The organism is Mammaliicoccus fleurettii, assembly GCF_002018435.1.
GTDB classification, from domain to species: Bacteria; Bacillota; Bacilli; order Staphylococcales; family Staphylococcaceae; genus Mammaliicoccus; species Mammaliicoccus fleurettii.
Genome location: NZ_MWJM01000003.1, coordinates 142,541 through 165,316, shown reverse-complemented (window position 1 = coordinate 165,316; position 22,776 = coordinate 142,541). Strand labels below are relative to the sequence as shown.

The following is a 22,776-nucleotide window of genomic DNA, read 5'->3' as shown; positions in this document are numbered from 1 at the left end:
GACTTATTTCGACTCCTTCTCTTTGTAAATTTCATATTGTTCAGCTAAGTTATGAGGCATTTCTTCATACATATTTTCCATTAAGTCTGTAACTTTTTGTTTAGGAGTATTGTCTGCCTCTTTAATTGCTGTTTTAATTTCTTCTTTTGCTTTTTCCATAACTTCGTTTTCTTTTTCTTCAGACCATAAGTTTTTAGCTTCAAGATATTTTCTGAAACGAACTAATGGGTCTTTCTTTTCCCAATCTGAATCTTCATCTGAAGTTCTATAACGAGTTGGGTCGTCACCAGCCATTGTATGAGGACCATAACGGTAAGTTAATGTTTCAATTAGAGATGGGCCATCACCATTAACAGCACGATCACGAGCTTGTTTAGTTACAGCATATACAGCTAATGCATCCATACCGTCAACTAATACACCTGGAATACCAACTGCTACTGATTTTTGAGCTAATGTTTTAGCTGCAGTTTGTTTGTCACGAGGTGTTGAAATCGCATAGTTGTTATTTTGAATTACGAAGATTGCAGGTGCTTTATAAGCAGATGCAAAGTTAATACCTTCATAGAAATCACCTTGTGAAGAACCACCGTCACCAGTGTAAGTAATTGCAACATTTTTCTTACCACGTTTTTTAATACCAAGTGCTACACCAGCAGTTTGGATAAACTGTGCACCAATAATAATTTGTGGACTTAATGCATTTACACCTTCTGGGAATTGGTTACCAATAAAGTGTCCACGTGAGAATAAGAACGCTTTAGTTAGTGGTAAACCATGCCAAATTAATTGTGGAACATCACGATAACCTGGAAGTACATAATCTTCTTTTTCTAACGCATAATGTGAAGCTAATTGTGAAGCTTCTTGACCAGCTGTTGGTGCATAGAAACCTAAACGACCTTGTCTATTTAATGAAATAGAACGTTGATCTAGAACACGTGTCCAAACCATTCTTTCCATTAATTCAACAAGTTCTTCGTCAGACAAGTCTGGTAATAAATCATTATTTACGACATTTCCTTCTTCATCTAACACTTGAATCATTTCAAAATTAGACTCTATTTCATTTAAAGTCGATACTGCATCGAATTGGGCTTTTTTTCTCGGAGCCATTCAATTCACCATACCTTTCCCTATATTAGATATTCATTTCTAATTCAGTTTAACATAAATCTGTTTTACTGTTAAATAAAAAATACTAACATTATAAAAAGCCTTGTACAAAAGGCTTTTTATAAACTGTATTACAACATAATTAAGTCTGTACTAATACAAATTATTCATTTAAAATATTTGAAACATCTTTCTTTTCTTGTTGTATTTTTTTTAGATCATTTTGATATTCAGTTACTATTTTTTCAGTCTTTTTATTAACTTCTTCTAATTTTTTTGAACGTTTATTAGTTCCTTCTTGAGTAGCATTATCTTCTGTTAAATAGCTAAATAATTGATGCTCAGTATCCAACACGTCTTTATAGCCTTTGATTACTTTATCATGTGCTTTATATTTGTCGTCCAAAGCTTTCTTCAAATCATTAGCTGCTTTCAATTGCTCCTCATCTTCTATATTTTTGTAGTCATCTTTAGAAGTCTCGTAAATCTTTTTTGATTTATCCATAGCTGATTTTTCATTGTCTATAATTTCTTCTCTATTTTTTATACCTTCAGTTAATTCTTTTGCTTTTGATTTAAACTTTTCATCTTTTGCATTATTTAGTTCTTCAATTTTCTTCACTTTTTCTTTTTCAGCTTTAGTCATTTTTTCATTCAAATCCACAATAACTTTTTCTTCTTGGTTTGCTTTTTCTACCTTATTATAAAAAGATTCAAGTGATTCTTTAGATTGACCACATGCTGTTAAAATCACTGTACTAGCCAGTGTTAATGTTAAAAATTTCTTGCCAATCATTATATTGCCTCCTTACATATCTATAAACATGTTACTCTGTTTTTTTTATTTATACAATCAATAATAGATGTAAAACTGAGTAGATTTTGATATATTTTATATGAGGAAGGTGTATGTAAATGATTACGATGGAAAATATTATTCGTGACGGCCACGAAACACTTAGAAAAAAAGCCGATGAAGTAGAATTGCCTATTTCAAGTGAAGATAAAGAAACTTTAAATGAAATGTTAGAGTTCCTAAAAAATTCACAAAATGAAGACTTAGCTAAAAAATATGGATTACGTTCAGGAGTTGGCTTAGCTGCGCCACAAATAAACGTTTCAAAAAAAATGTTAGCTGTGTATATCCAAGATGATGGCAAAGGTAATTCAATTGAACTACAACTTATCAACCCTAAAATTGTTAGCCATAGTGTACAAAAAGCATATTTAAATGGTGGAGAAGGTTGTTTAAGTGTAGATGAATCTAAACCTGGTCTAGTACACCGCAACTTTAAAATAACAATTCAAGCATTTGATATAGAAGGAAATCCATTTAAAAAAAGATTTAAAGGATATCCAGCAATCGTATTGCAGCATGAAATTGACCATTTAAATGGTGTGATGTTCTACGATCACATAAATCAAGAAGATCCATTTATGCCTTTAGAAGATGCAGTTGAAATCAACTAAATAGTTACAAAATTAAAGATGCTGAGACAAATTAATTGTCTCAGCATCTTTTTGCAGTTTAATTTAGTCAAATCGCACGAAGACTTTCGAGATATCGTGCGATTCAGCTATTAATTTAGTTGTTGTATCTTCATTTAATCAAAACACTATCTACATAAATTCGTCTCTGCGTTCTATAAAATGAATATCTTTTTCTTTTAAAGCTTTTTGAATTACAGCTAGCTCGTCTAAACTTAACCATTCTGGGTCTTTATTATGTCGAATATAGTGAGGGTCTTGTTGTACGTTATTAACCACTTCATCATAATTATAAATCATAACAACTTCATTTCTACGTATATTAAATTCAATACCTTTGAATTGTTTGTCAGTTCTGCCCTTTTCATTTTCGACTGTTTTGATAATACGTTCGACTTTATCCATTCATCTCACATCCTATTCGTCTATCAAACCTAATTCTTTACATGCATAGCATATTCCATCTTCATCAACTGATTTAGTTTCATAATCACAAACAGTTTTTAATGCATCAACTGCATTTCCCATTGCGACGCCTTGACCTACTTCTGAAATCATTTCAATATCATTTGGACCATCTCCAAAAGCAACTACTACACTGAGTGGAAAACCTAATTTTTCACTTAGTTCTTTTATTCCTTCTGCTTTCGATCGATTATTCGGTACAACATCTCTACTTAATGTATGCCATCTATAAAATTTCAATGAATTAAATTTATCATCATATTTATCATCTTCATCCTCAGTATGGAAAATAAGTGCTTGGTAAACTGGATGTTCGAGATAATATGTATTGTGATATTCAGGATAATCCATTTTTAGTGATCCTAAGCTTTCTGATATGTGATTATCACTTTCAACATTTGCATATACTGCTGTTTCACCAAAAAATACTAGTGGATGATTATTTGTATGTGCTTTTTCTACTATATTAGTTAATTCCTCTTTATCTAACGGGTGTTTCCCTATAATTTCTCCATTATAAACAACAATTTGTCCATTTAGTGAAACAAAAGTTTCTATTCCTGTTTCTTTAATGACTTCTTTAAACATGTAAGGCGCTCTTCCAGTTGCAATTGCAACTATATGCCCTTTTTCTTTTAATTGTTTTATGGCAGTGATTGTAGATTTCGGTATATTTTTATCTTCATCATAGATTGTTCCGTCTATGTCGAAAAATATTAATTTCTTATTCAACTTTGATCGCCTCCTTATATCTATTTTAGTCCATAATCAATATATATGAAAGATTTAGTTAAATATCTTTATTTATCTCTAATTATCATGTAAAATGAACTTATTAAAAGGGTATCTATATTTATTTATATAGCTACTTTTCAAATTGAACGGGAATCAAATTTCAAAATTGACTAACCCTAGACTTAAAACTAGGGCTTTATTTATGTTAATTAACCTAGGAGGATTTATATATGGCAGTATTTAAAGTATTTTTTCAAGAAGATAAAAGTGAAGTAATTGTACGTGAAAGTACACAAACAAAGTATTTTGAAGGACAAACTGAAGAACAAGTTAGAAGATATTTAACAGACCGTAATTACAATATCGAATTTGTCCAAAAATTAGAGGGCGCTCATTTAGATTATGAAAAACAATCAGATCATTTTAACGTGGAGACTATCTAAATGAAACCTCTACAAAAAAATGAAGTAGGCGTATACGCACTGGGTGGTCTCGGTGAAATTGGTAAAAACACGTACGCCCTCGAATATCAAGATGAAATTATCGTTATAGACGCGGGTATAAAATTCCCAGACGATGATCTTCTTGGTATCGATTACGTGATACCAGATTATACGTACTTAATTCAAAATAAACATAAAGTGAAAGCTTTATTTATCACTCATGGACACGAAGATCATATTGGTGGTGTTCCATTCTTATTAAAACAAATGAATGTTCCGATTTATAGTGGTCCATTAGCATTAGGACTTATTAGAAATAAACTGGAAGAGCATCACCTACTTAAAACAGCTCAATTAAATGAAATTGACGAAGATTCTGTTTATGAATTTAAGCACTTCAAAATTTCATTCTATTTAACAACGCATAGTATCCCTGAAGCTTACGGTATTATTGCAGATACACCAGAAGGAAAAATCGTCCATACAGGAGATTTCAAATTTGATTTCACGCCTGTAGGTAAGCCTGCGAATATTGCCAAAATGGCTCAACTTGGAGAAGAAGGCGTTCTTTGTTTATTATCAGACTCTACTAACTCAGAGGTGCCTAACTTTACTTTAAGTGAAAAAGAAGTTGGACAAAATGTAGATGAAATATTCCGTAAATGTTCAGGTAGAATTATCTTCGCAACATTTGCATCTAATATTTACAGAGTGCAACAAGCCGTTGAAGCAGCTGTGAAGTACAATCGTAAAATTGTTGTCTTCGGTCGTTCAATGGAAAACAACATTAAGATTGGTACTGAATTAGGCTACATTAAAGTACCACCAGAAACATTTATTGAACCTAATAAAATCAATTCAGTTCCTAAACATGAAATTCTTATTTTATGTACTGGATCACAAGGTGAACCTATGGCAGCACTTTCTAGAATTGCCAACGGTACACATAGACAAATAAGTATTATTCCAGATGACACTGTTGTATTTAGTTCTTCACCTATTCCAGGTAACACTAAGAGTGTTAATAGAACTATCAATTCATTGTATAAAGCTGGTGCTGATGTTATTCATGGTAAATTATCTAACATTCATACATCAGGGCACGGTTCACAAGATGAACAAAAATTAATGCTACGTTTAATTAAGCCAAAATATTTCATGCCAATACATGGTGAATATAGAATGCTTAAAAAACATAGCGAAACAGGTATTAACTGTGGTGTAGATCCTGACAATATCTTTGTTTATGAAATTGGAGATGTACTAGCACTTACTAAAGATTCAGCTAGATATGCTGGACGTATACCTTCAGGCAATGTATTTGTTGATGGTAACGGTATCGGAGATATCGGCAATGTCGTTATTAAAGACCGTAAAGTTCTATCAGAAGAAGGTCTTGTCATTGTTGTAGTAAGTATTGATTTCAAAACAAAACAATTACTTTCAGGTCCAGATATCATCTCAAGAGGCTTTGTTTATATGAGAGAATCAGGACATTTAATTTACGACGCACAACGATTAATCAAAAAATCAGTAATTGAAAAGTTGAATAATAACGAAAAAGTAGAATGGCATCATGTTAAAGCTACGATTACTGAAGCATTACAACCATATTTATATGAAAAAACAGCTCGTAAACCAATGATTTTACCAATAATCATGAAAATAAAATAATAATATTTAAAAGCACCGACGATGTCAATTGACATTGTCGGTGCTTTTTTACTACATCTTATTCATTTACAAGTTTTTTCTCAAATCTATTTAAATCATTATCGTGACCTATCACAATTAATATATCATGATATTCTATATTTTCATTTGGATCTGGCGCAACGATAATATCTTTCCCTCTTTTTACAGCAATAATATTGATGCCAAAGTTCGCACGAACATCTAATTCTAATATCGAATTTCCAGCAAGTCTTTCCCCTGCTTTTATTTCAACAATAGAATATTCATCTGATAGTTCTAAGTAGTCTAATACAGATGCACTTGCTACATTATGTGCAATGCGTCGACCCATGTCTCTTTCTGGATGAACAACTGTATCTGCACCAATTTTATTTAAAATTTTAGCATGGTAATCATTTTGAGCTTTAGCAGTAACTTTCTTAACACCTAATTCTTTAAGAATTAAAGTAGTCAGTGTACTTGCTTGAATATTTTCACCAATTGCTACAATGACATGATCAAAGTTTCTTATCCCTAAACTCTTCATCACTGCTTCATCTGTAGTGTCCGCAATAACCGCATGTGTGGCGATATCGCTATATTCATTTACTCTCGCTTCATCAGCATCAATGGCCATAACATCCATATCTAAGGCATTTAGTTCTCTAACAATACTTCCACCAAATCGACCTAAGCCTATAACTACATATTCCTTACTCATGATATGCCTCCATACTTTTGATTGTTATTATTTTTTACCTTTAACGTAATCTGCATCAAAGATAAATAATCTTAATAATAATATTAGCGATGGAACAAGTAAAAGTAAACCTAAAATAAATACGATAATAAGCATTAATGCCATTTGATCATTTACAACTGATTTATTAATATTTATAAACGGATATAGAATATACGGTAATTTACTAATACCGTATCCGAAAAATGCAGTTCCAAATTGTAATAATATCATGATAAATGCAACACCATGCGCTTTTTTTAAGTAAATAAGTACAACTGCTATAATGAAGAATACGATACTTAAACCAAATAACCACCAGAAACTACCTAAAGCGTTATTAAAGTGGTCTTCATTATGTTGTCTTAATGATAAGAATACAAATTGACAAATAACAATCATTGGGACTGCCCAAATAAGGAACCACTGTCTCAATAAGTGATATGCTTCAGAATCTTTTGCTTTATTTGCATAAAATGTTAAGAATCCTGAAGAAATGTACAATACAGAGATAATCGCTAAAAAGACAACCGCCCAAGCATAAGGACTTAGCAATAATTCAACCCATTGCAAGCTGACTCCTTTATCTGTTTCTTTAATATATCCACCTTCAGCTATCGTCAATATTGTTGAAAATGATGCAGGAATAAGTAAACCTGTAGCACCATATAAGAATAACCAAGACAACTTGCTATCTTGTCCATAGTTTTCAAATGCATAGAAACTACCACGTATTGTTAATAGTATTAAAGCTATACTACCTGGTATCAATAATGTTGACCCAAAGTAATATGCTGAGTCTGGAAAGAATCCAACTATTCCAACAAAGAAGAATACGAAGAATACATTAGTCACTTCCCAAACTGGGTTTAAATATCTAGATATTAAATTATTAATAATATGATCTTGTTTTGTTAATTTTGCATGAAAAGCAAAGAACCCAGCACCAAAATCTATCGCACCGATAATGATATAACCATACAAAAAGAGCCAAAGTACAGTGATTCCTATATGTTGATAATCCATTATACTTCACCCTTTCTGTCTATTATTTTATTCACATCATCCGTAGCTTTACTATGACTGAACATTCTAATTAGAACATAACTTGATGAAATACCTAGTATTAAATAAAGAATTGCAAAAGCTATAAATACTAGACTTAAACCATCAGCATGTGTAGCTGCATCTGCAACTTTTAAATAGCCTCGTAATATCCAAGGTTGTCTACCCATTTCTGCTAAGAACCAACCAAATTCTATAGCTAGCATTGCTAATGGACCTGTCAAAACAGCTAAATACAATATAGGTTTACTATATTGAGACCATTTCTTGAACCATTTTAATACGATGAACAATGCTGAAACTGCAAAACAATAAACACCGAAGAACACCATTAAATCAAAGAAATAATGAATAATAAGCGGTGGTGTTTCATCACTTTTGAATTCATTTAGCCCTTTTACTTCAGTATTGAAATTATTATCTGATAAGAAGCTTAGCGCCCCAGGAATTTTAATAGCACCTTTAACTTCTTGTTTATCTTCATCTACTAATCCAAATAATACAAGGTCAGCTTTTGATTCACTTTCAAAATGCCACTCCATAGCTGCTAGCTTTTCTGGTTGTTCTTCATGTAAAAATTTTGCAGATAAATCACCTGCAAGCATAGCGAATAAACTCGCAATAAGACCTACTGTCATAGTAAGTTTAAGTGCTTTTTTATGATATTCTTTATCATCAATGAATTTATTCTTGATTAAACGATATGCTGCAATACTTGCCAAAATAAATGCAGCTGTCATAAAAGCAGTCGCAATTACATGGAATGATCTTACCCCAAATGATGCATTAAACATTGCTGCTAATGGATCAATATTCATTAATTTCCCGTTAATAAAATCAAAACCACTAGGCGTATTCATGAAAGAATTCACAGATGTAATGAAAAACGCTGAGAATGTTCCACCAATAATAACTGGTAAATTAATTAAAAAGTGTGTCCATTTTCCTTTAAATCTATCCCAAGTATATAGATAAATACTTAAGAAAATCGCCTCAAAGAAAAAGGCAAATGTTTCCATAAATAATGGTAGCGCAATAACTTGACCACCTAATTGCATAAATGACGGCCACAATAATGATAATTGTAAGCCAATAATCGTCCCTGTAACAACACCAACTGCTACAGTAATTGTGTAACCTTTAGACCAACGCTTTGCCATAGCAATATACATAGGATTGTCTTTCTTAATACCTATGAATTCAGCAATAGCAAACATTAATGGGATACCTACACCAATTGTTGCAAATATGATATGGAATCCCAAGGTCATAGCAGTCAGTAAACGACTAATAACTACTGCATCCATAATATTCCTCCATTCAACGTTTGTGATTTACATCACAATTTAAACTCATTATACATCATTTTAAACATTAATAAAATGTTTAACATTTACAAAGTAATGACAAATTAGTGGCATTATTAAACATAATCGTTGAACACAATTAGAAATCGTTATAATATGACTATATAAAGTCGAGGTGAAAGCAATGAATAAAGTTACGATTTATACACAAGATCAGTGTCCCCCTTGCCAATTTGTTAAACAATATTTCAAGGAAAAGGAAATTGATTACACTGAAAAAAATATTAAAAATAAACAGTTCAAAAATGAATTAATAGATTTAGATAGCTTTTCAACGCCTACTGTTCTTATAAATGATAAAGTATTTTACCAAGTTGATATAAATTCTTTCAATGAAGCTTTAGGTAAAAACTGATGAAATTTCATTTTCCAAATTCTAAAATAAAGTTAGTAACGCATTCACTTCAAAGTAATTTATCTACTAATTTAAAGATAGTCCATATTTCAGATTTACACTTAGGCTATTATTCTACTTTAGAAGACTTACATCAACTTGTTCTTTTAATAAACAAACAAGAGGCTGATATAGTTTGTTTTACTGGTGATTGTTTTGACAATATCAAATATGCTTCATTTGATCCTTATCTTGTTATACCTTTATTTAGAACGATTCAATCAAAATATGGTAAGTTTTTCGTTCCTGGCAATCATGATTACGGGTCAAACGGTATACAAATCGTATTAAACATCATAAAAAAGTCTGGTTTTCAATTACTACTAAATGATTATTATAAAATTGTGACTCCAGCTGGTAATATTTTAATACATGGAATAGACGATATATGTTTTGGCCAACCAAATTTTAATAGTTCCTTCCAATTAGCAGATGGTCCTATCGCATATAGAATAGGTTTGATGCATGAACCTGATAAAGTTAAATTGTTGGACCCTAACATCGACTTAGTATTATCTGGCCATACGCATGGAGGCCAAGTACGCGTGCCTAAAATTGGTGCATTATATACACCTACTTTTGGCAAAAAATATATTCAAGGTTTATATCATATTAGAAGACAGCAACATCTATTTGTAAACAAAGGTATAGGCATGACGAGATTACCTATTAGAATATTTTGTTCACCTGAAATTGGCATATTTAATATTAAAGCTAAAAAAAGTAGGACGTGAGTAAATCACGCCCTACTTTTTATTTACCATTTATGATAATTCATTAACAAGTTCTACAACTTCTTCTTCAGTTGCACAGTTAATAGCACGACTTGCTAATTCTTGCATTTCTTTTTGATCTAATTGTTTGATTTGTTTTCTTGCTTTAAGAATACTTGTCGCACTCATAGAAAATTCATCTAAGCCTAATCCAAGTAATAATGGAATTGCCGTGTTATCTCCAGCCATTTCTCCACACATACCTGTCCATTTACCTTCTTTATGTGAAGCTTCAATTACTTGCTTAACTAAGCGAAGAATTGCTGGGTTATATGGTTGGTATAAATATGAAACACGCTCAGACATACGATCAGCTGCCATAGTGTATTGGATTAAATCGTTTGTACCGATACTGAAGAAATCAACTTCTTTAGCAAAGATATCAGCAAGTGCTGCAGTTGATGGAATCTCTACCATAATACCGATTTCGATATCATCATCAACTTTAACACCTTCAGAAACTAATTTCTCTTTTTCTTCTAGTAAGATTGCTTTAGCGTCTCTGAATTCTTTAATTGTAGCTATCATTGGAAACATGATATTTAATTTACCGAACTCAGATGCACGTAATAATGCTCTTAATTGTGTTCTAAAGATGTCAGTTTGGTCTAGACATAAGCGAATAGCTCTATATCCTAAGAATGGGTTCATTTCTTTAGGTAAGTTTAAGTAAGATAATTCTTTATCTCCACCAATATCTAAAGTACGAACAACTACACGTTTACCGTCCATTTCTTTTAATACTTTACTATAAGCTTCGAATTGTTCCTCTTCTGAAGGCATATTGTCTCTACCCATGTATAAAAACTCAGTACGGTATAAACCGATACCTTCTGCACCATTATTTTTAACACCCGTTAAATCTTTAGGTGTTCCAATATTAGCTGCAAGTTCTACATGAACTCCGTCTTTAGAAACAGATTCATCATTAACAAGTTTCGCTAGTTCTTCTTTTTCAGCTAAGAAGTTAGTATGTTTTTGTTCGTAAGCTTGAACTTCATCCTCTGTAGGGTCAATAATTACATCACCAGATAGACCATCAATGATAAGACTATCTCCATGTTTCACTCGGCTAGTAATATCTTTTGTACCTACTACAGCAGGAATTTCTAATGAACGACTCATTATTGCTGAGTGTGAAGTTCTTCCACCGATGTTTGTAGCAAAACCTTTAACAAATTCTTTGTTAAGTTGTGCTGTATCAGATGGTGTTAAATCTTCACCAACAATAATAACGCTTTCATTAATCATACTAGGATTTGGCAACTCTACTCCCAATATATGAGCCAAAATACGTTTCGAAACGTCACGGATATCTGCCGCACGTTCTTTCATGTATTCATTATCCATATTTTCAAAAATCGTAATGAAATTTGAAGATACTTCTTCTAATGCTGTTGGCGCATTAACTTTATTATTGCGAATATTTTCTTCAATTGGATTGAGTAATTCTGGATCTTCTAACACTAATAAATGTGCATCAAAAATCGCAGCTTTATCAGCTCCAAGTTGTTTCTCAGCATTATTTCGAATCTGAGTTAATTCAACTTTAGATTGGTTAACAGCTGCTTTGAACTTTTCAACTTCGCCATCTACATCGCTGATATTTTCGCTAGAAAATGATAAGTCAGGTTCAACTAATAAATATGCTTTACTAATAGCCACACCATCAGATGCAGCTATCCCTTTTAAAATTTCAGACATTATTTAGTTAATCCTTCTTTTGATAATACTTCAGTAATTGCTTCGATTGCTTCTTTCTCGTCACTACCCTCAGCGTAGATAGTGATTTCAGCATCTTTACCAACACCTAGGCTCATTACACCCATAATAGATTTTAAGTTTACTTTTTTAGCGTTATATTCTAATTGTACATCTGAATCAAATTTAGATGCAGTTTGTACTAACATAGTTGCTGGTCTTGCATGAATACCCGTTTCGTCAATTATTACGTAAGAATTTTGTTCCATATTATTGTCTCCTTCTAATTCCTATATTTAATTTGTATAAAATCAAATTTTATCTATACGATTAAAGAATATCAAAAAAACACTTACAATTCAATCAAATTACATAACTATGCAGTTATTTGATTCAATTCTCCTTTATTTTGATAGGTTCGAATATTCAACTGCTATTTGTGTTCCAATTTTGGCATTATGTTCAACAAGTTTAATATTTGTTTCTAATGATTTTCCATCAGATTGTTTAACAATTTCACCTAATAGGAATGGTGTTGAATCTTTACCATGAACGCCTTCTTTTTCAGCTTTTGCAACTGCTTTATCTATAATTCCGTTAATAAAACTTGAGTCTAATTGATCTTCTTCAGGAACTGGGTTCGCAATTACGATACCTGAATCTAATCCTAAATCCCATTGTACTTCTGCTAATTGTGCAATTGTTTTTACATCATCGATTCTCGTATTTAATTTCAAACCACTTTCTCTTGTAAAGAATGCAGGAAGTTCATCTGTTTGATAGCCAACTACTGGTACACCTTTAGTTTCTAAATATTCTAAAGTTTTGTCTAAATCAAGGATTGATTTTGCGCCAGCACAAATTACTGCTACTTTAGTTTTTGAAAGTTCATCTAAATCAGCTGAGATATCCATTGTATGTTCTGCGCCTTTATGAACACCACCGATTCCACCTGTTACGAAGAATTTAATATCAGCTAATTGAGCACAAATCATAGTTGATGCTACAGTAGTTGCACCGATTTTTTTTGTAGCTAATATTTCTGCAATGTCTCTTCTTGAAACTTTGGCAACATCTTCTGCACTTGCTAATAATTCTAGTTCTTCATCATTTAAACCGATTTTTATTTCTCCATTAATAATTGCTATAGTTGCTGGAACTCCACCATTGTCTCTTACAATTTGCTCCACTTTTTTAGCCATTTCTACGTTTTGTGGGTATGGCATACCGTGTGAAATAATTGTAGATTCTAATGCAACGATTGCTTTATCTTCCTGTTTAGCTTTTTCTACCTCTTTTGAAAATTGAATATAGTTTTTCATTTTATTTCCTCCATGTCTTTTATTAGTTGTTTTCTATCTAAATCTTGTCTAACTGTATAAGATGTTTTAATAGTCTTTGAAGCATTTGCTCTAGCTAAATTAACAATTTGTTCTATATCATATGATTTCAGCCATCCGTAAATTAATGCTGATGTAAAAGCATCTCCAGCTCCTGTTACATCTACAACACGGTCTACTGCGTTAACCTGAAACTCATGTTGTCCCTCTGCACCTACATAAAATATCTTTTCTTTACCAGATGTAACAATTAAATTGCTAACACCTAATGACTTAATCTCACTCATATAACTTTGTAATTCTAATTCTGAATGTGCTTCTTTACCAACATATGATTCAACCTCATCTTTATTTAAAATCAACCAATCTACTGCATGTAAATTGTTTGGAAGTCTATTCATTTTTGGTCCTGAGACAGCGATCAGAACAAGTTTAATTTGTTTTTTCTCCGCATATGAGCATAAGAACTCAAGTGTTTCTTTAGGACAGTTTAAGTCAGCAATGATACATTTCGACTTATTTAATAAATAAGTATTTTTAATCATAAACTCTGGCGTAATTTTGTCATATACTGACATATCCGCGAGCCCCATCGTCATATTTCCATCTTGATCTAACAATGCTGTATAACTACCTGTAGCTTCACTAGAAATTTTCTCAACATAATCTACATTCATAAATGGTGACGATAAATCAGCAATATGTTGCCACTCTGCATCATTTCCTGAAGTTGTTAATAGAAGAACATCTTCACCTATACGTCCTAAGTTTTCTGCAACATTTCTTGCAACTCCACCAATAGATGATTCAGATGTAACAGGATTCGAAGTACCTTGTACTAATTTGTCTGTAACATGAAACTTCCTATCAATGTTCGCACCACCTATACAAACAATAGGATTTTGTTCATTTAATACATAAGCTTTTCCTTGCACATATTCTTTCTTTACTAATCCTGATATTATATTTGCAACAGCTGGTCTTGATAAACCAACTTTATCTGATAATTCTTGTTGTGAAATAAAAGGGTTCTCTTTAATTAAATTAAGTATTAACTTTTCATTTTCATTCAAGTAACTCACCTCACAAACAAATGTTTATTTTTAAAACTTATGTTTACAAATTCATTATAAAGCGTTTTCATTTAAAATGCAAATTTAAAAATAATAGGAGTAGTACAAAGTTCTAATTTTATAAAAATAGATTTCGTCATCCTACTCCCGAGAAAAATTATTTTATTTAAAAAAGATTGATATAAGTGCATAATCAATCCAATCAAACACCGCCTATATAATGATGAAATGCTGAAACATAAATAAGTTTATTAAAAAAATGAGATGAGTCGTAGATAAATTAGACAATTAAGCGAAGAGTTCGACCAAGTTGTAGATTAAGTCAGAAGTTAAACTAAGAGTTTGGCTAAGTTGTAGATTAAGTTAGGAGTTAATCTAAGAGTTTGGCTAAGTTGTAGATTAAGTTAGAAGTTAATCGAAGAGTTCAGCCAAGTTGTAGATTAAGTCAGAAGTTAATCGAAGAGTTCAGCCAAGTTGTAGATTAAGTCGGTAGTTAATCTAAGAGTTTGGCTAAGTTGTAGATTAAGTTAGAAGTTAATCGAAGAGTTCAGCTAAGTTGTAGATTAAGTCGGTAGTTAATCGAAGAGATTGGCCAAGTTGTAGATTAAGTCGGAAGTTAATCGAAGAGTTCAGCTAAGTTATAGATTAAGTCAGTAGTTAATCTAAGAGTTTGGCTAAGTTGTAGATTAAGTTAGAAGTTAATCGAAGAGTTCAGCCAAGTTGTAGATTAAGTCAGAAGTTAATCGAAGAGTTTGGCCAAGTTGTAGATTAAGTCAAAAGTTAATCTAAGACACCCTCAAAATCAACAATATACAATAAGAGGATGGGACAAATTAATTGTCCCATCCTCTTTTTATAACACTATTCACCTATAAATTCTTGAATAACTGTTTCACATTTCTTAATGTGATCGTCACCCATTTTTTTCATTAAATAATAACTAATTGAACCAGCAACAGCTTGACCTACAAGTGGTATCCATCTTGATTGTTTAGCTGCTTCACGTTTAACTACTGATTTAAAGAATACTTTCACCATAGCATTAGTAACTTTTTGTCCTATGAATTGACTACCTTTCATGGCAGCTGATGTAAGCACTTTTTGTTTTAAATCATCTTGCATTTTGTTCACTTGTTTATGACTTAGTCCATAAATTTTATTGATATCTTCAATAATATCACCCATAAGTTTAATATCCATACCCACACCTAATCCTGGGATAGGAACTACATTCGCTGCAGATGACATTAATGATTTTTTATAAACTAATTCTTTAGCTCTTTTTCTACGCTCTAATAATTCATCTTGTGTTACTGGTAACTCAGAACGTTTTTTAATTTCTTCTATGCCTAATGCTTTATTTCCTGCTTTTGTACTAATTTTATTAAAAATACCCATTATGTTCAATCTCCTCACAGTTTCGTTAGTATTCAATACTAGAATATTAACTTATACCCGTTTTAGGAAATTTTAACCATTTATTTGGACAAAGACTACTTTTAAATACTTGCTCGGTTTGTAATGTGGATGGCTCTTAAAGTCTTTAGGTAAGCCCATTACATCTGAAATTGTATAATCTACATCTAGCGCATCCAATGTTTGGTTAATCATCTTCTTAAACGCTTTTTGAGGAAAAGCACTTGAATTTGTACTTAATACTAAAGTACCTTGTTCATTTAGTAGTTCTAAAGACCCTTCAATTAATTCTGGGTAATTTTTCTGAACGCTAAATGTTTTTTTCTTATGACGAGCAAAACTTGGAGGATCAATAACAACTACATCATAACTCAAACCGTGACGAAGAGCGTATTTGAAATAATCGAATACATCCATGATGAATATATGATTATTATTTAAATCAATTGCATTTAATCCAAAATTAGCTTCAGTAAGTGGTCTTGCTCTGTTTGCTAAATCTACACTAGTCGTGGAATTAGCATTCTCACTTGCTGCAACAGAAAAAGCACCAGTATAACTAAACAAATTCAGCACATCTTTATCTTCGCTATAATGATCTCTTAATTTTTTTCGTACATCTTTTTGATCTAGGAAAATACCTGTCATCGGTCCATCGTCTAAATCGATATTATAATATAAATGATTTTCTTCCACTACGTATGGGAAACCAGGTGCTGTTCCGTCAACAAAATCAGATGCAGTTTCCATTCCTTTAAATCTTCTTTTTTCAAAAATAGATTTATATTCAAATACTTCTTTAATAGCAGGTAACAATCTATCTTTCAAACGATAAATACCTACAGAGTACCATTGAATCAGTAAATGTCCGTCGTAATAATCAATTGTCAATCCACCGATACCATCACCTTCAGCATTGAATATTCTATATGCATTTATACCATCAACATGATCATAATATTCTCTTTCACTTTTAGCCGTCTTAAATAGATTTACAAAAAAGTTATGATCTATCTTTTCAGTTGAATCTAAAGATAATACCCAACCGATACCTTTATTTTGTTCACCATAATAAGCTGTAGCAATAAATCTTTTACCAGAATCTACAAGCGCTACTAATTCACCTTCATCTGTACTTGGCATATCAAATACATCATCTTTTTCAACAAGAGGGAAACCTCTTAAATATTTATCTTCTTTACCTCTTTTGAGCATTAACTGTTTCATTATTTTTTGGCCATCCTTTCGAAATGTCTCACATATTATAACGTATATTACGCAAAACGCCAAAAAAACAGAGTATCCCCCTTTAGAATACTCTGTTAACCGAATTTATTAATCAAAATTTCCCCCAGAAAGTTTGATCCCCTTTTATGTAAACGCTTACTAAAATTAGTATAAAGGATAAGATTATTCCGTGCAATACATTTTCCAAAGAAATTCATTAAAAATATTTACTTTTTACATTTTTAATTTCACTATCAAGCTAAATATTTATTTTAATCTATATATATAAAATGTTATATAACTCTTGAATTGTGTGAATATAGTTGCCCTTGTTTACACTTCTCTTCAGTTTTGTCACTATAGCTGCCCTTGTTTACACTTCTCTTCAGTTTTGTCACTACAGCTGCCCTTGTTTACACTTCTCTTCAGTTTTGTCACTATAGCTATCCATATTTACACTTCTCTTCAGTTTTGTCACTACACCTATCCATATTTACTCTACTTACATGTTGTGTGAATAAAAAAGTCCTACAAAAATTATACTGATACTCTAAAACATAAAAAACCTGTCAACAAAGTTCGACTTTGTTGACAGGTTTTGACTATATTTCTCTAGAAAGATTTTTTTAGATGAATTATAAATGCTGGTGTTACAAACAATAATAGTAAAAATGAAATTGGTGTTATGAATACTGAGAACTGTGATGTTTGAATTGCTGAGACAAAGAATGTCGTTGCAATTTCAAAGAACAGTGCTGATATAACGAATAGTTTCCCAAAATTATTTTTATTTTTATAGTTTGTCGTGTAATTAAAGTATGCATATAAAATGATAAGCAACAACATTATAAATAATGTTAACCATTCAAACACATATTGAGTTTGTGATAATTTCCATTCTCCTGATAAGAATAAGCCATTACGATTGTTAAACTCAATAAAAGTAAATAAGAATAAAATTGCTGTACAAATCCATTCTATATAACTTTTCTTTAACCATTTAGGTCTTCTCATCCATTTCGGAATATCATCATCTTCAATTTTTATAATTTCTTTCCATTTTTCACTACGTTTTTTTCTTTTAGCAATTGCTTCTTCAGAGTTAAACTTTTCTAAAGTTGTTTGCTTCAGGCTTTGTGATTTTTCATAAAAACTTTCAGATATGCTAAATATTTTACTTGTTAATAAATTATTATTTGCTCTTGAGTGTTTTTCATCATTAACCATTTCAATATCTTTATCACTTACTGGTAAAGATCTTCTTAAATATAAACTAATCCATACGGACATTTGACTAAAGCACCATAATAATACAAAGAATAAATTAACGCTCATTACATCGATAGGCTTTACATTTTCCGCATCAATGTTATGGTTCATTGCAAATTGAGAAATGAAATAACATATACCATAAGAAATGATAATCCATAAATAATGCTGTTTCCGTTTCATCGGATTAAGCTCATTTTTATAAACAACATATCCAATGTGAATACTGAATGGGATAATAAATAAGAATGATGCAAAACTATAAACTTGGAACATCGTCATCATCATGACAATCATTAATATTATCGTCAAGCCGATATAAAATATAGAAATGTCATAATCATAATTCGTTGTTCTTCTTAAAGTACGTCCAATCAGTAAAATAAATATACCAAATAGTAAAATTATTATTGCTGCTATTACAGGAAAACCACCAATATAATGGTGCAATATTCTAACCAACTCATCAAAAAAAGCTACAAAAAAGTCCCAAATATTTCTTATATGGATATCATTTGATTCCTTGATATTATAATCTTTAATACGTGGTGCATTAAATAATATAAGTAATCCGGTAATTAAAATGAATATTCCTATAATACGACTAAAATGAACTTCCCAGCTTTTTTTCTTTATAGACATGTTCTTCACCTCATTGAACATTATAATTGTTTCATTTTCAAATGTCTTTAATTAAATTGAAAATCAGTCCCAAGTAGTACATTAAGTTTAAAACTCATATGTTGTTGGGTATATAATAATATCATACATTTTAAAGGAGTGTTATTTATGACACATAACGATAAACATAAAGACGAAGCAGAAAAAGCTAAGAAACAAGAACAAGAAAATAAGAAAGACGATAAAAATGGACAAGACGAAACAAAAGATAATATTCAAGATACATTTGAATAAACAACTTTCGTAGTTCTAATAAATACCCTATGGAAACATTCTATCTTTTCATAGGGGGTTTTTTTGTTCATTATAGCCTATTGACAAAATGCATGATAAGACTTATCGTAGTGATAACAATTTAATAAATGCACTAGGGGTGTTTTAAACTGAGACAGACATGAGAAGGTCTGAACCCTTTGTACCTGATCTAGATGATACTAGCGTAGGAAAGTGTTCGTAAATCATATAATAATATTCATTTATAAATGATAACAATATTTTTGTGCGCTTCTATTTAGATATAGGAGTGCACATTTTTTTATAAAAAAGGAGATAATTAGCATGTCAAAGAGATTAACTTTATCTGATATTTTGGTCACAGTTTTAATTGGTGCTTTATTTGCAATCATTTATAAATTTTTATGGATTCCATATGAAATATTAAAACCTTTAGGATTACATTTAGAACAATCCGTATATGGTTTTTGGTTTATAGCAGCAATTATAGCGTATTTAATTATTCAAAAACCAGGTGTGGCTTTACTTGCAGAATTTGCTGCTGGTGCTGGCGAAACAATTGTAATGGGACAATTTGATATACCTACTTTTGTTTATGCATTACTTCAAGGTTTAGCTTGTGAAATTGTATTTTTAGTAGTTCGTTATAAATATAGAAAATTATCAGTTGCTATTGTTGCCGGAATGTTGGCAGGTATTATTACGTTACCGATTGATTGGTTTTATAATTATTTAAGTGATGTTGCATTATGGAATGTAATTTTGATGTTCACAATTAGAATTTTAAGTGGTGCTATTGTAGGCGGCGCTTTAGGATATGCAATTGTAAGAGCGCTTGATCAGACTGGCGTCACTAAACTATTTAGACCTGCATCTAAAAAAGACTATGACTTACTATAGGAGTTAACCAATTGTTATCACTAAAAAATTTAAGACTTAAATACCCAGACGATGAACGCATTATATTTAAAAATTTAGATATTCAAATTAATGATAAAGAGAAAGTACTGTTATTAGGACCAAGTGGTTCAGGAAAAAGTACATTACTAAATGTATTAAACGGCATTATACCTAGGTCATTGGATATTCCAATGAAACTTGATTCTATAACTATCGACACACTTCCAGGAGTTGTTTTTCAAGATCCTGATACACAATTTTGTATGCCTGAGATTAAAGAAGAATTAGCTTTCGTACTTGAAAATATGAATGTAGATCCAAAAGAGATGGATGGAATGATTAATGAAGCAATGAATAAAGTGAATTTAAATGCTGATGCCTCGTTAAAAATCAACCGTTTAAGTGGTGGTATGAAACAAAAATTAGCTATTGCTTCTATATTATTACAAAATTCTCAAACATTATTTCTAGATGAACCGACAGCTATGCTCGATCATCAGTCTACAACGCAACTTTGGGACTTAATAATGCAACATTGGAAAGATCAAACTGTTGTAATTGTAGAACATAAAGTTGATTATATTTGGAATTTTGTCGATAGAGTGATTGTTATGAATGAACAAGGACAAATCACACACGATAGTACTCCATCTGATATATTGGAAAATCATATAGATATTTTAAATCAGTATGGTGTATGGCATCCACTTTCTTGGAATTATGCACCTCAATTAAAAAATAAATCTTCCGCACAAGAAACTTTATTAACAATTAAAGATTTAGATATTTTAAGAAGTAACAGAAAACTTTTTACAATAGATAACTTAACTATTAATAGTGGTGAATGGATTGGGCTTACAGGACAAAACGGTTCTGGTAAGACTTCATTCTTAGAAAGTATAATGCAACTTATAAAATATAATGGACAAGTTAAATATAAGAATAAACAATTAAAAAAAGTTAAAGATGCATCTAAACATATGTACTTTGTCTATCAAAACCCAGAATTGCAGTTTATAGAAATATCTGTCTTTAATGAAATATTTATCAATTTTGCTTTTCAAGACAAAGAAACCGCAATTGAAAAAACTAATGAAATGTTAAATCTTTTAAACTTGTATCATGTTAAAGACCAACATCCTTTTGAACTATCTATTGGCCAAAAGAAACGTTTAAGTGTAGCAACAGCATTAAGTACTAATTCAGAAATTATTTTATTAGACGAACCAACATTTGGTTTGGATAGTCATAATACTTTTGAACTTATCAAGTTATTTCATGAAAGAGTTCGCAAAGGACAAACTATATTAATGATCACGCATGAAAATGAAATAATAGAAAGATATGCTACAAGAACATTAGTCATTAACAATCATCAATTAGACGTTAACGGTGGTGAATCACATGTTAACTAATTGGAAAAAATATTCTACTTTTATAGATGATGTAAATATTTTAACCAAACTTTTATTAGGTATAGTATTATTTTTCTTTGCTATATTTATTCATGATTTTGATTTCATGATTTATTTAACCCTTATAATGTTTATTTATTTAATTATAATGAGTGGTGTTAAATGGTTACCCCTTCTCATTATAATTATGATTACATTATTCTTTGGATTTACTTCTTCTTTGTTTATGATTTTTTATGGTGAAGGAGATAATACTATATTTCAGTTAGGGATCATTCATATAACAAATGAGAGTTTACTAAGAGGTTTACATGTAACAATGCGTACACTCGTCATTTCATTTTATGGGATGGTCATTCCTTTTACTTCTCAAATTATTTTCGTATTTTACAGTTTCATGCAACATTTAAAGTTAAAACCTAAAATTGCTTATGCTTTTATGGCTTCAATTAGATTGATACCAATTATGTTTAGTTCATTTATGCAATTAAGACAAGCTTTAAAAATGAGGTATTCAGTTATAGACAAAAGTAATCGTAAAGGATTGAAATGGGTAAATCATTTGCTTATACCTACTTTAAGTCAAAGCATTAGAAAGTCTCATAGATTAGCTGTGGCAATGGAAGCGAAAGGATTTACGAATCAAAAAAGAACTTACTATTATAAAGTACCTATTACAATGAAAGATTTATATTTTGTTCTAATGACGATTTTGCTTGTAGTTGTTGCGTACTTATTAAGTATTTATATACCCATAACAAGCATTTCTGATATTAGATAACATTGCGTTATATTTGACCATACCTTTCCCAAAAGAATGAAGTATAACGCAATGTAAAAATGCTTAGGACATAAATCCTAACTCAAAATAAATAAGCATATCACTTAACCGATTTTTAAAGTTTACAGTGATATGCTTATTTTTTATATTACGATTTTGTACGTGCATGCTTGCCTAGGGGTATGGCTCGAGCCTGTAGTCTCTCACGCATACTATTCCCTCAGGCGTCCGCACTTTACAAAATCACTCTCAACAACTATTTTTATATAGAAATATGGTAGCTCTAAGTGTTACTTCGGACTGTAGTCAAACTAAACTTAAATTTATAAGTTTAGTTTTTTGATTTAATAAATATATTTATTGAACATAAAATCAACTCTTGAATAAATTCCAACTATATTATAAATATTTAATTAATATTTGGCATTTTTTAGCGCTGACTCCTGCGGGAAAAGCATGATTCGAAGACTACAGGCTGAG

At 31.0% G+C, this 22,776-nt stretch carries 23 protein-coding genes and 1 riboswitch; of the genes, 9 read left to right on the top strand and 14 right to left on the bottom strand.

Annotated elements, in window-relative coordinates; all coding sequences use genetic code 11:
• Positions 1 to 3 precede the first annotated feature (3 nt).
• Entirely contained in the window at positions 4 to 1,116 is a 1,113-nt protein-coding gene (gene pdhA / locus B2G86_RS03720; RefSeq protein ID WP_078356794.1) for a pyruvate dehydrogenase (acetyl-transferring) E1 component subunit alpha, read from the bottom strand.
• Positions 1,117 to 1,279: 163 nt separating this feature from the next.
• Positions 1,280 to 1,912, bottom strand: a complete 633-nt coding sequence (locus tag B2G86_RS03715; protein ID WP_078356793.1) for a YkyA family protein — start codon at positions 1,910 to 1,912, stop codon at positions 1,280 to 1,282.
• A gap of 119 nt (positions 1,913 to 2,031) precedes the next feature.
• Here B2G86_RS03715 and def point away from each other — a divergent pair, with 119 nt between their 5' ends.
• Positions 2,032 to 2,586 carry a peptide deformylase gene (def, locus tag B2G86_RS03710; protein ID WP_078356792.1) on the top strand — a complete coding sequence of 185 codons (555 nt, stop codon included), beginning with the start codon at positions 2,032 to 2,034 and terminating at the stop codon, positions 2,584 to 2,586.
• Between the two features lie 150 nt (positions 2,587 to 2,736).
• Here the strand turns inward: def and B2G86_RS03705 are convergent, their stop codons facing one another.
• Both B2G86_RS03705 and B2G86_RS03700 read right to left on the bottom strand, forming a co-directional pair.
• Positions 2,737 to 3,009, bottom strand: a complete 273-nt coding sequence (locus B2G86_RS03705) for a hypothetical protein (RefSeq protein ID WP_078356791.1) — start codon at positions 3,007 to 3,009, stop codon at positions 2,737 to 2,739.
• A gap of 12 nt (positions 3,010 to 3,021) precedes the next feature.
• The gene (locus tag B2G86_RS03700) at positions 3,022 to 3,801 is read right to left on the bottom strand and encodes a Cof-type HAD-IIB family hydrolase (protein WP_078356790.1); all 780 of its coding nucleotides are present in this window, start codon (positions 3,799 to 3,801) and stop codon (positions 3,022 to 3,024) included.
• 233 nt (positions 3,802 to 4,034) lie between these two features.
• On the opposite strand from B2G86_RS03700, the gene B2G86_RS03695 reads away from it, so the two are divergent.
• Together B2G86_RS03695 and rnjA are read left to right on the top strand one after the other, a co-directional pair.
• Positions 4,035 to 4,247 carry a DNA-dependent RNA polymerase subunit epsilon gene (locus tag B2G86_RS03695; RefSeq protein ID WP_078356789.1) on the top strand — a complete coding sequence of 71 codons (213 nt, stop codon included), beginning with the start codon at positions 4,035 to 4,037 and terminating at the stop codon, positions 4,245 to 4,247.
• On the top strand, positions 4,248 to 5,921 hold the full coding sequence (rnjA, locus tag B2G86_RS03690) for a ribonuclease J1 (RefSeq protein ID WP_078356788.1): 1,674 nt from the start codon (positions 4,248 to 4,250) through the stop codon (positions 5,919 to 5,921).
• Between the two features lie 58 nt (positions 5,922 to 5,979).
• On the opposite strand, the gene B2G86_RS03685 is transcribed toward rnjA, so the two are convergent.
• The 3 genes from B2G86_RS03685 to B2G86_RS03675 are packed head-to-tail and all read right to left on the bottom strand — an operon-like array spanning position 5,980 to position 9,032.
• On the bottom strand, positions 5,980 to 6,642 hold the full coding sequence (locus tag B2G86_RS03685; RefSeq protein WP_078356787.1) for a potassium channel family protein: 663 nt from the start codon (positions 6,640 to 6,642) through the stop codon (positions 5,980 to 5,982).
• Positions 6,643 to 6,669: 27 nt separating this feature from the next.
• Entirely contained in the window at positions 6,670 to 7,686 is a 1,017-nt protein-coding gene (locus tag B2G86_RS03680) for a cytochrome d ubiquinol oxidase subunit II (protein ID WP_078356786.1), read from the bottom strand.
• On the bottom strand, positions 7,686 to 9,032 hold the full coding sequence (locus B2G86_RS03675) for a cytochrome ubiquinol oxidase subunit I (RefSeq protein ID WP_078356785.1): 1,347 nt from the start codon (positions 9,030 to 9,032) through the stop codon (positions 7,686 to 7,688). Before B2G86_RS03675 ends, B2G86_RS03680 begins: the two co-directional genes overlap by 1 nt.
• Positions 9,033 to 9,216: 184 nt before the next feature.
• Between B2G86_RS03675 and B2G86_RS03670 the strand changes: the two genes are divergently transcribed.
• Both B2G86_RS03670 and B2G86_RS03665 read left to right on the top strand, forming a co-directional pair.
• Positions 9,217 to 9,447: a glutaredoxin family protein gene (locus B2G86_RS03670; RefSeq protein ID WP_078356784.1), complete on the top strand. Its 231-nt coding sequence runs from the start codon at positions 9,217 to 9,219 to the stop codon at positions 9,445 to 9,447.
• Positions 9,447 to 10,220, top strand: a complete 774-nt coding sequence (locus tag B2G86_RS03665; RefSeq protein WP_078356783.1) for a metallophosphoesterase — start codon at positions 9,447 to 9,449, stop codon at positions 10,218 to 10,220. The genes B2G86_RS03670 and B2G86_RS03665 overlap by 1 nt, the downstream gene beginning before the upstream one ends.
• A 30-nt stretch (positions 10,221 to 10,250) precedes the next feature.
• Here B2G86_RS03665 and ptsP read toward each other — a convergent pair whose 3' ends face one another.
• From ptsP to auxA, 7 genes are all read right to left on the bottom strand, one after another.
• Entirely contained in the window at positions 10,251 to 11,963 is a 1,713-nt protein-coding gene (ptsP, locus tag B2G86_RS03660) for a phosphoenolpyruvate--protein phosphotransferase (protein WP_078356782.1), read from the bottom strand.
• Positions 11,963 to 12,229: a phosphocarrier protein HPr gene (locus tag B2G86_RS03655; RefSeq protein ID WP_016912884.1), complete on the bottom strand. Its 267-nt coding sequence runs from the start codon at positions 12,227 to 12,229 to the stop codon at positions 11,963 to 11,965. Before B2G86_RS03655 ends, ptsP begins: the two co-directional genes overlap by 1 nt.
• 135 nt (positions 12,230 to 12,364) lie before the next feature.
• Complete coding sequence (locus B2G86_RS03650; RefSeq protein ID WP_078356781.1) at positions 12,365 to 13,282, bottom strand: pseudouridine-5'-phosphate glycosidase; 918 nt, start codon at positions 13,280 to 13,282, stop codon at positions 12,365 to 12,367.
• Positions 13,279 to 14,373, bottom strand: a complete 1,095-nt coding sequence (locus B2G86_RS03645; RefSeq protein WP_078356780.1) for a carbohydrate kinase — start codon at positions 14,371 to 14,373, stop codon at positions 13,279 to 13,281. The genes B2G86_RS03650 and B2G86_RS03645 overlap by 4 nt, the downstream gene beginning before the upstream one ends.
• An 861-nt stretch (positions 14,374 to 15,234) precedes the next feature.
• Positions 15,235 to 15,771 carry a DUF697 domain-containing protein gene (locus B2G86_RS03640; protein ID WP_078356779.1) on the bottom strand — a complete coding sequence of 179 codons (537 nt, stop codon included), beginning with the start codon at positions 15,769 to 15,771 and terminating at the stop codon, positions 15,235 to 15,237.
• A gap of 72 nt (positions 15,772 to 15,843) precedes the next feature.
• Positions 15,844 to 17,016, bottom strand: a complete 1,173-nt coding sequence (locus tag B2G86_RS03635; RefSeq protein ID WP_078356778.1) for a class I SAM-dependent rRNA methyltransferase — start codon at positions 17,014 to 17,016, stop codon at positions 15,844 to 15,846.
• 612 nt (positions 17,017 to 17,628) lie between these two features.
• Positions 17,629 to 18,927 (bottom strand): lipoteichoic acid stability factor AuxA, encoded by a 1,299-nt coding sequence (auxA, locus tag B2G86_RS03630; protein WP_078356777.1) that lies wholly within the window; start codon positions 18,925 to 18,927, stop codon positions 17,629 to 17,631.
• A 147-nt stretch (positions 18,928 to 19,074) separates the two neighbouring features.
• Here auxA and B2G86_RS13555 point away from each other — a divergent pair, with 147 nt between their 5' ends.
• From B2G86_RS13555 to B2G86_RS03615, 4 genes are all read left to right on the top strand, one after another.
• Entirely contained in the window at positions 19,075 to 19,200 is a 126-nt protein-coding gene (locus B2G86_RS13555; RefSeq protein ID WP_256681898.1) for a hypothetical protein, read from the top strand.
• A 125-nt stretch (positions 19,201 to 19,325) separates the two neighbouring features.
• Positions 19,326 to 19,429, top strand: a riboswitch (TPP riboswitch).
• A gap of 95 nt (positions 19,430 to 19,524) precedes the next feature.
• Complete coding sequence (locus B2G86_RS03625; protein ID WP_078356776.1) at positions 19,525 to 20,100, top strand: ECF transporter S component; 576 nt, start codon at positions 19,525 to 19,527, stop codon at positions 20,098 to 20,100.
• Positions 20,101 to 20,111: 11 nt separating this feature from the next.
• Positions 20,112 to 21,515 carry an ABC transporter ATP-binding protein gene (locus B2G86_RS03620; RefSeq protein ID WP_078356775.1) on the top strand — a complete coding sequence of 468 codons (1,404 nt, stop codon included), beginning with the start codon at positions 20,112 to 20,114 and terminating at the stop codon, positions 21,513 to 21,515.
• Complete coding sequence (locus B2G86_RS03615; RefSeq protein ID WP_078356774.1) at positions 21,505 to 22,296, top strand: energy-coupling factor transporter transmembrane component T family protein; 792 nt, start codon at positions 21,505 to 21,507, stop codon at positions 22,294 to 22,296. Before B2G86_RS03620 ends, B2G86_RS03615 begins: the two co-directional genes overlap by 11 nt.
• Positions 22,297 to 22,776: the final 480 nt, after the last annotated feature.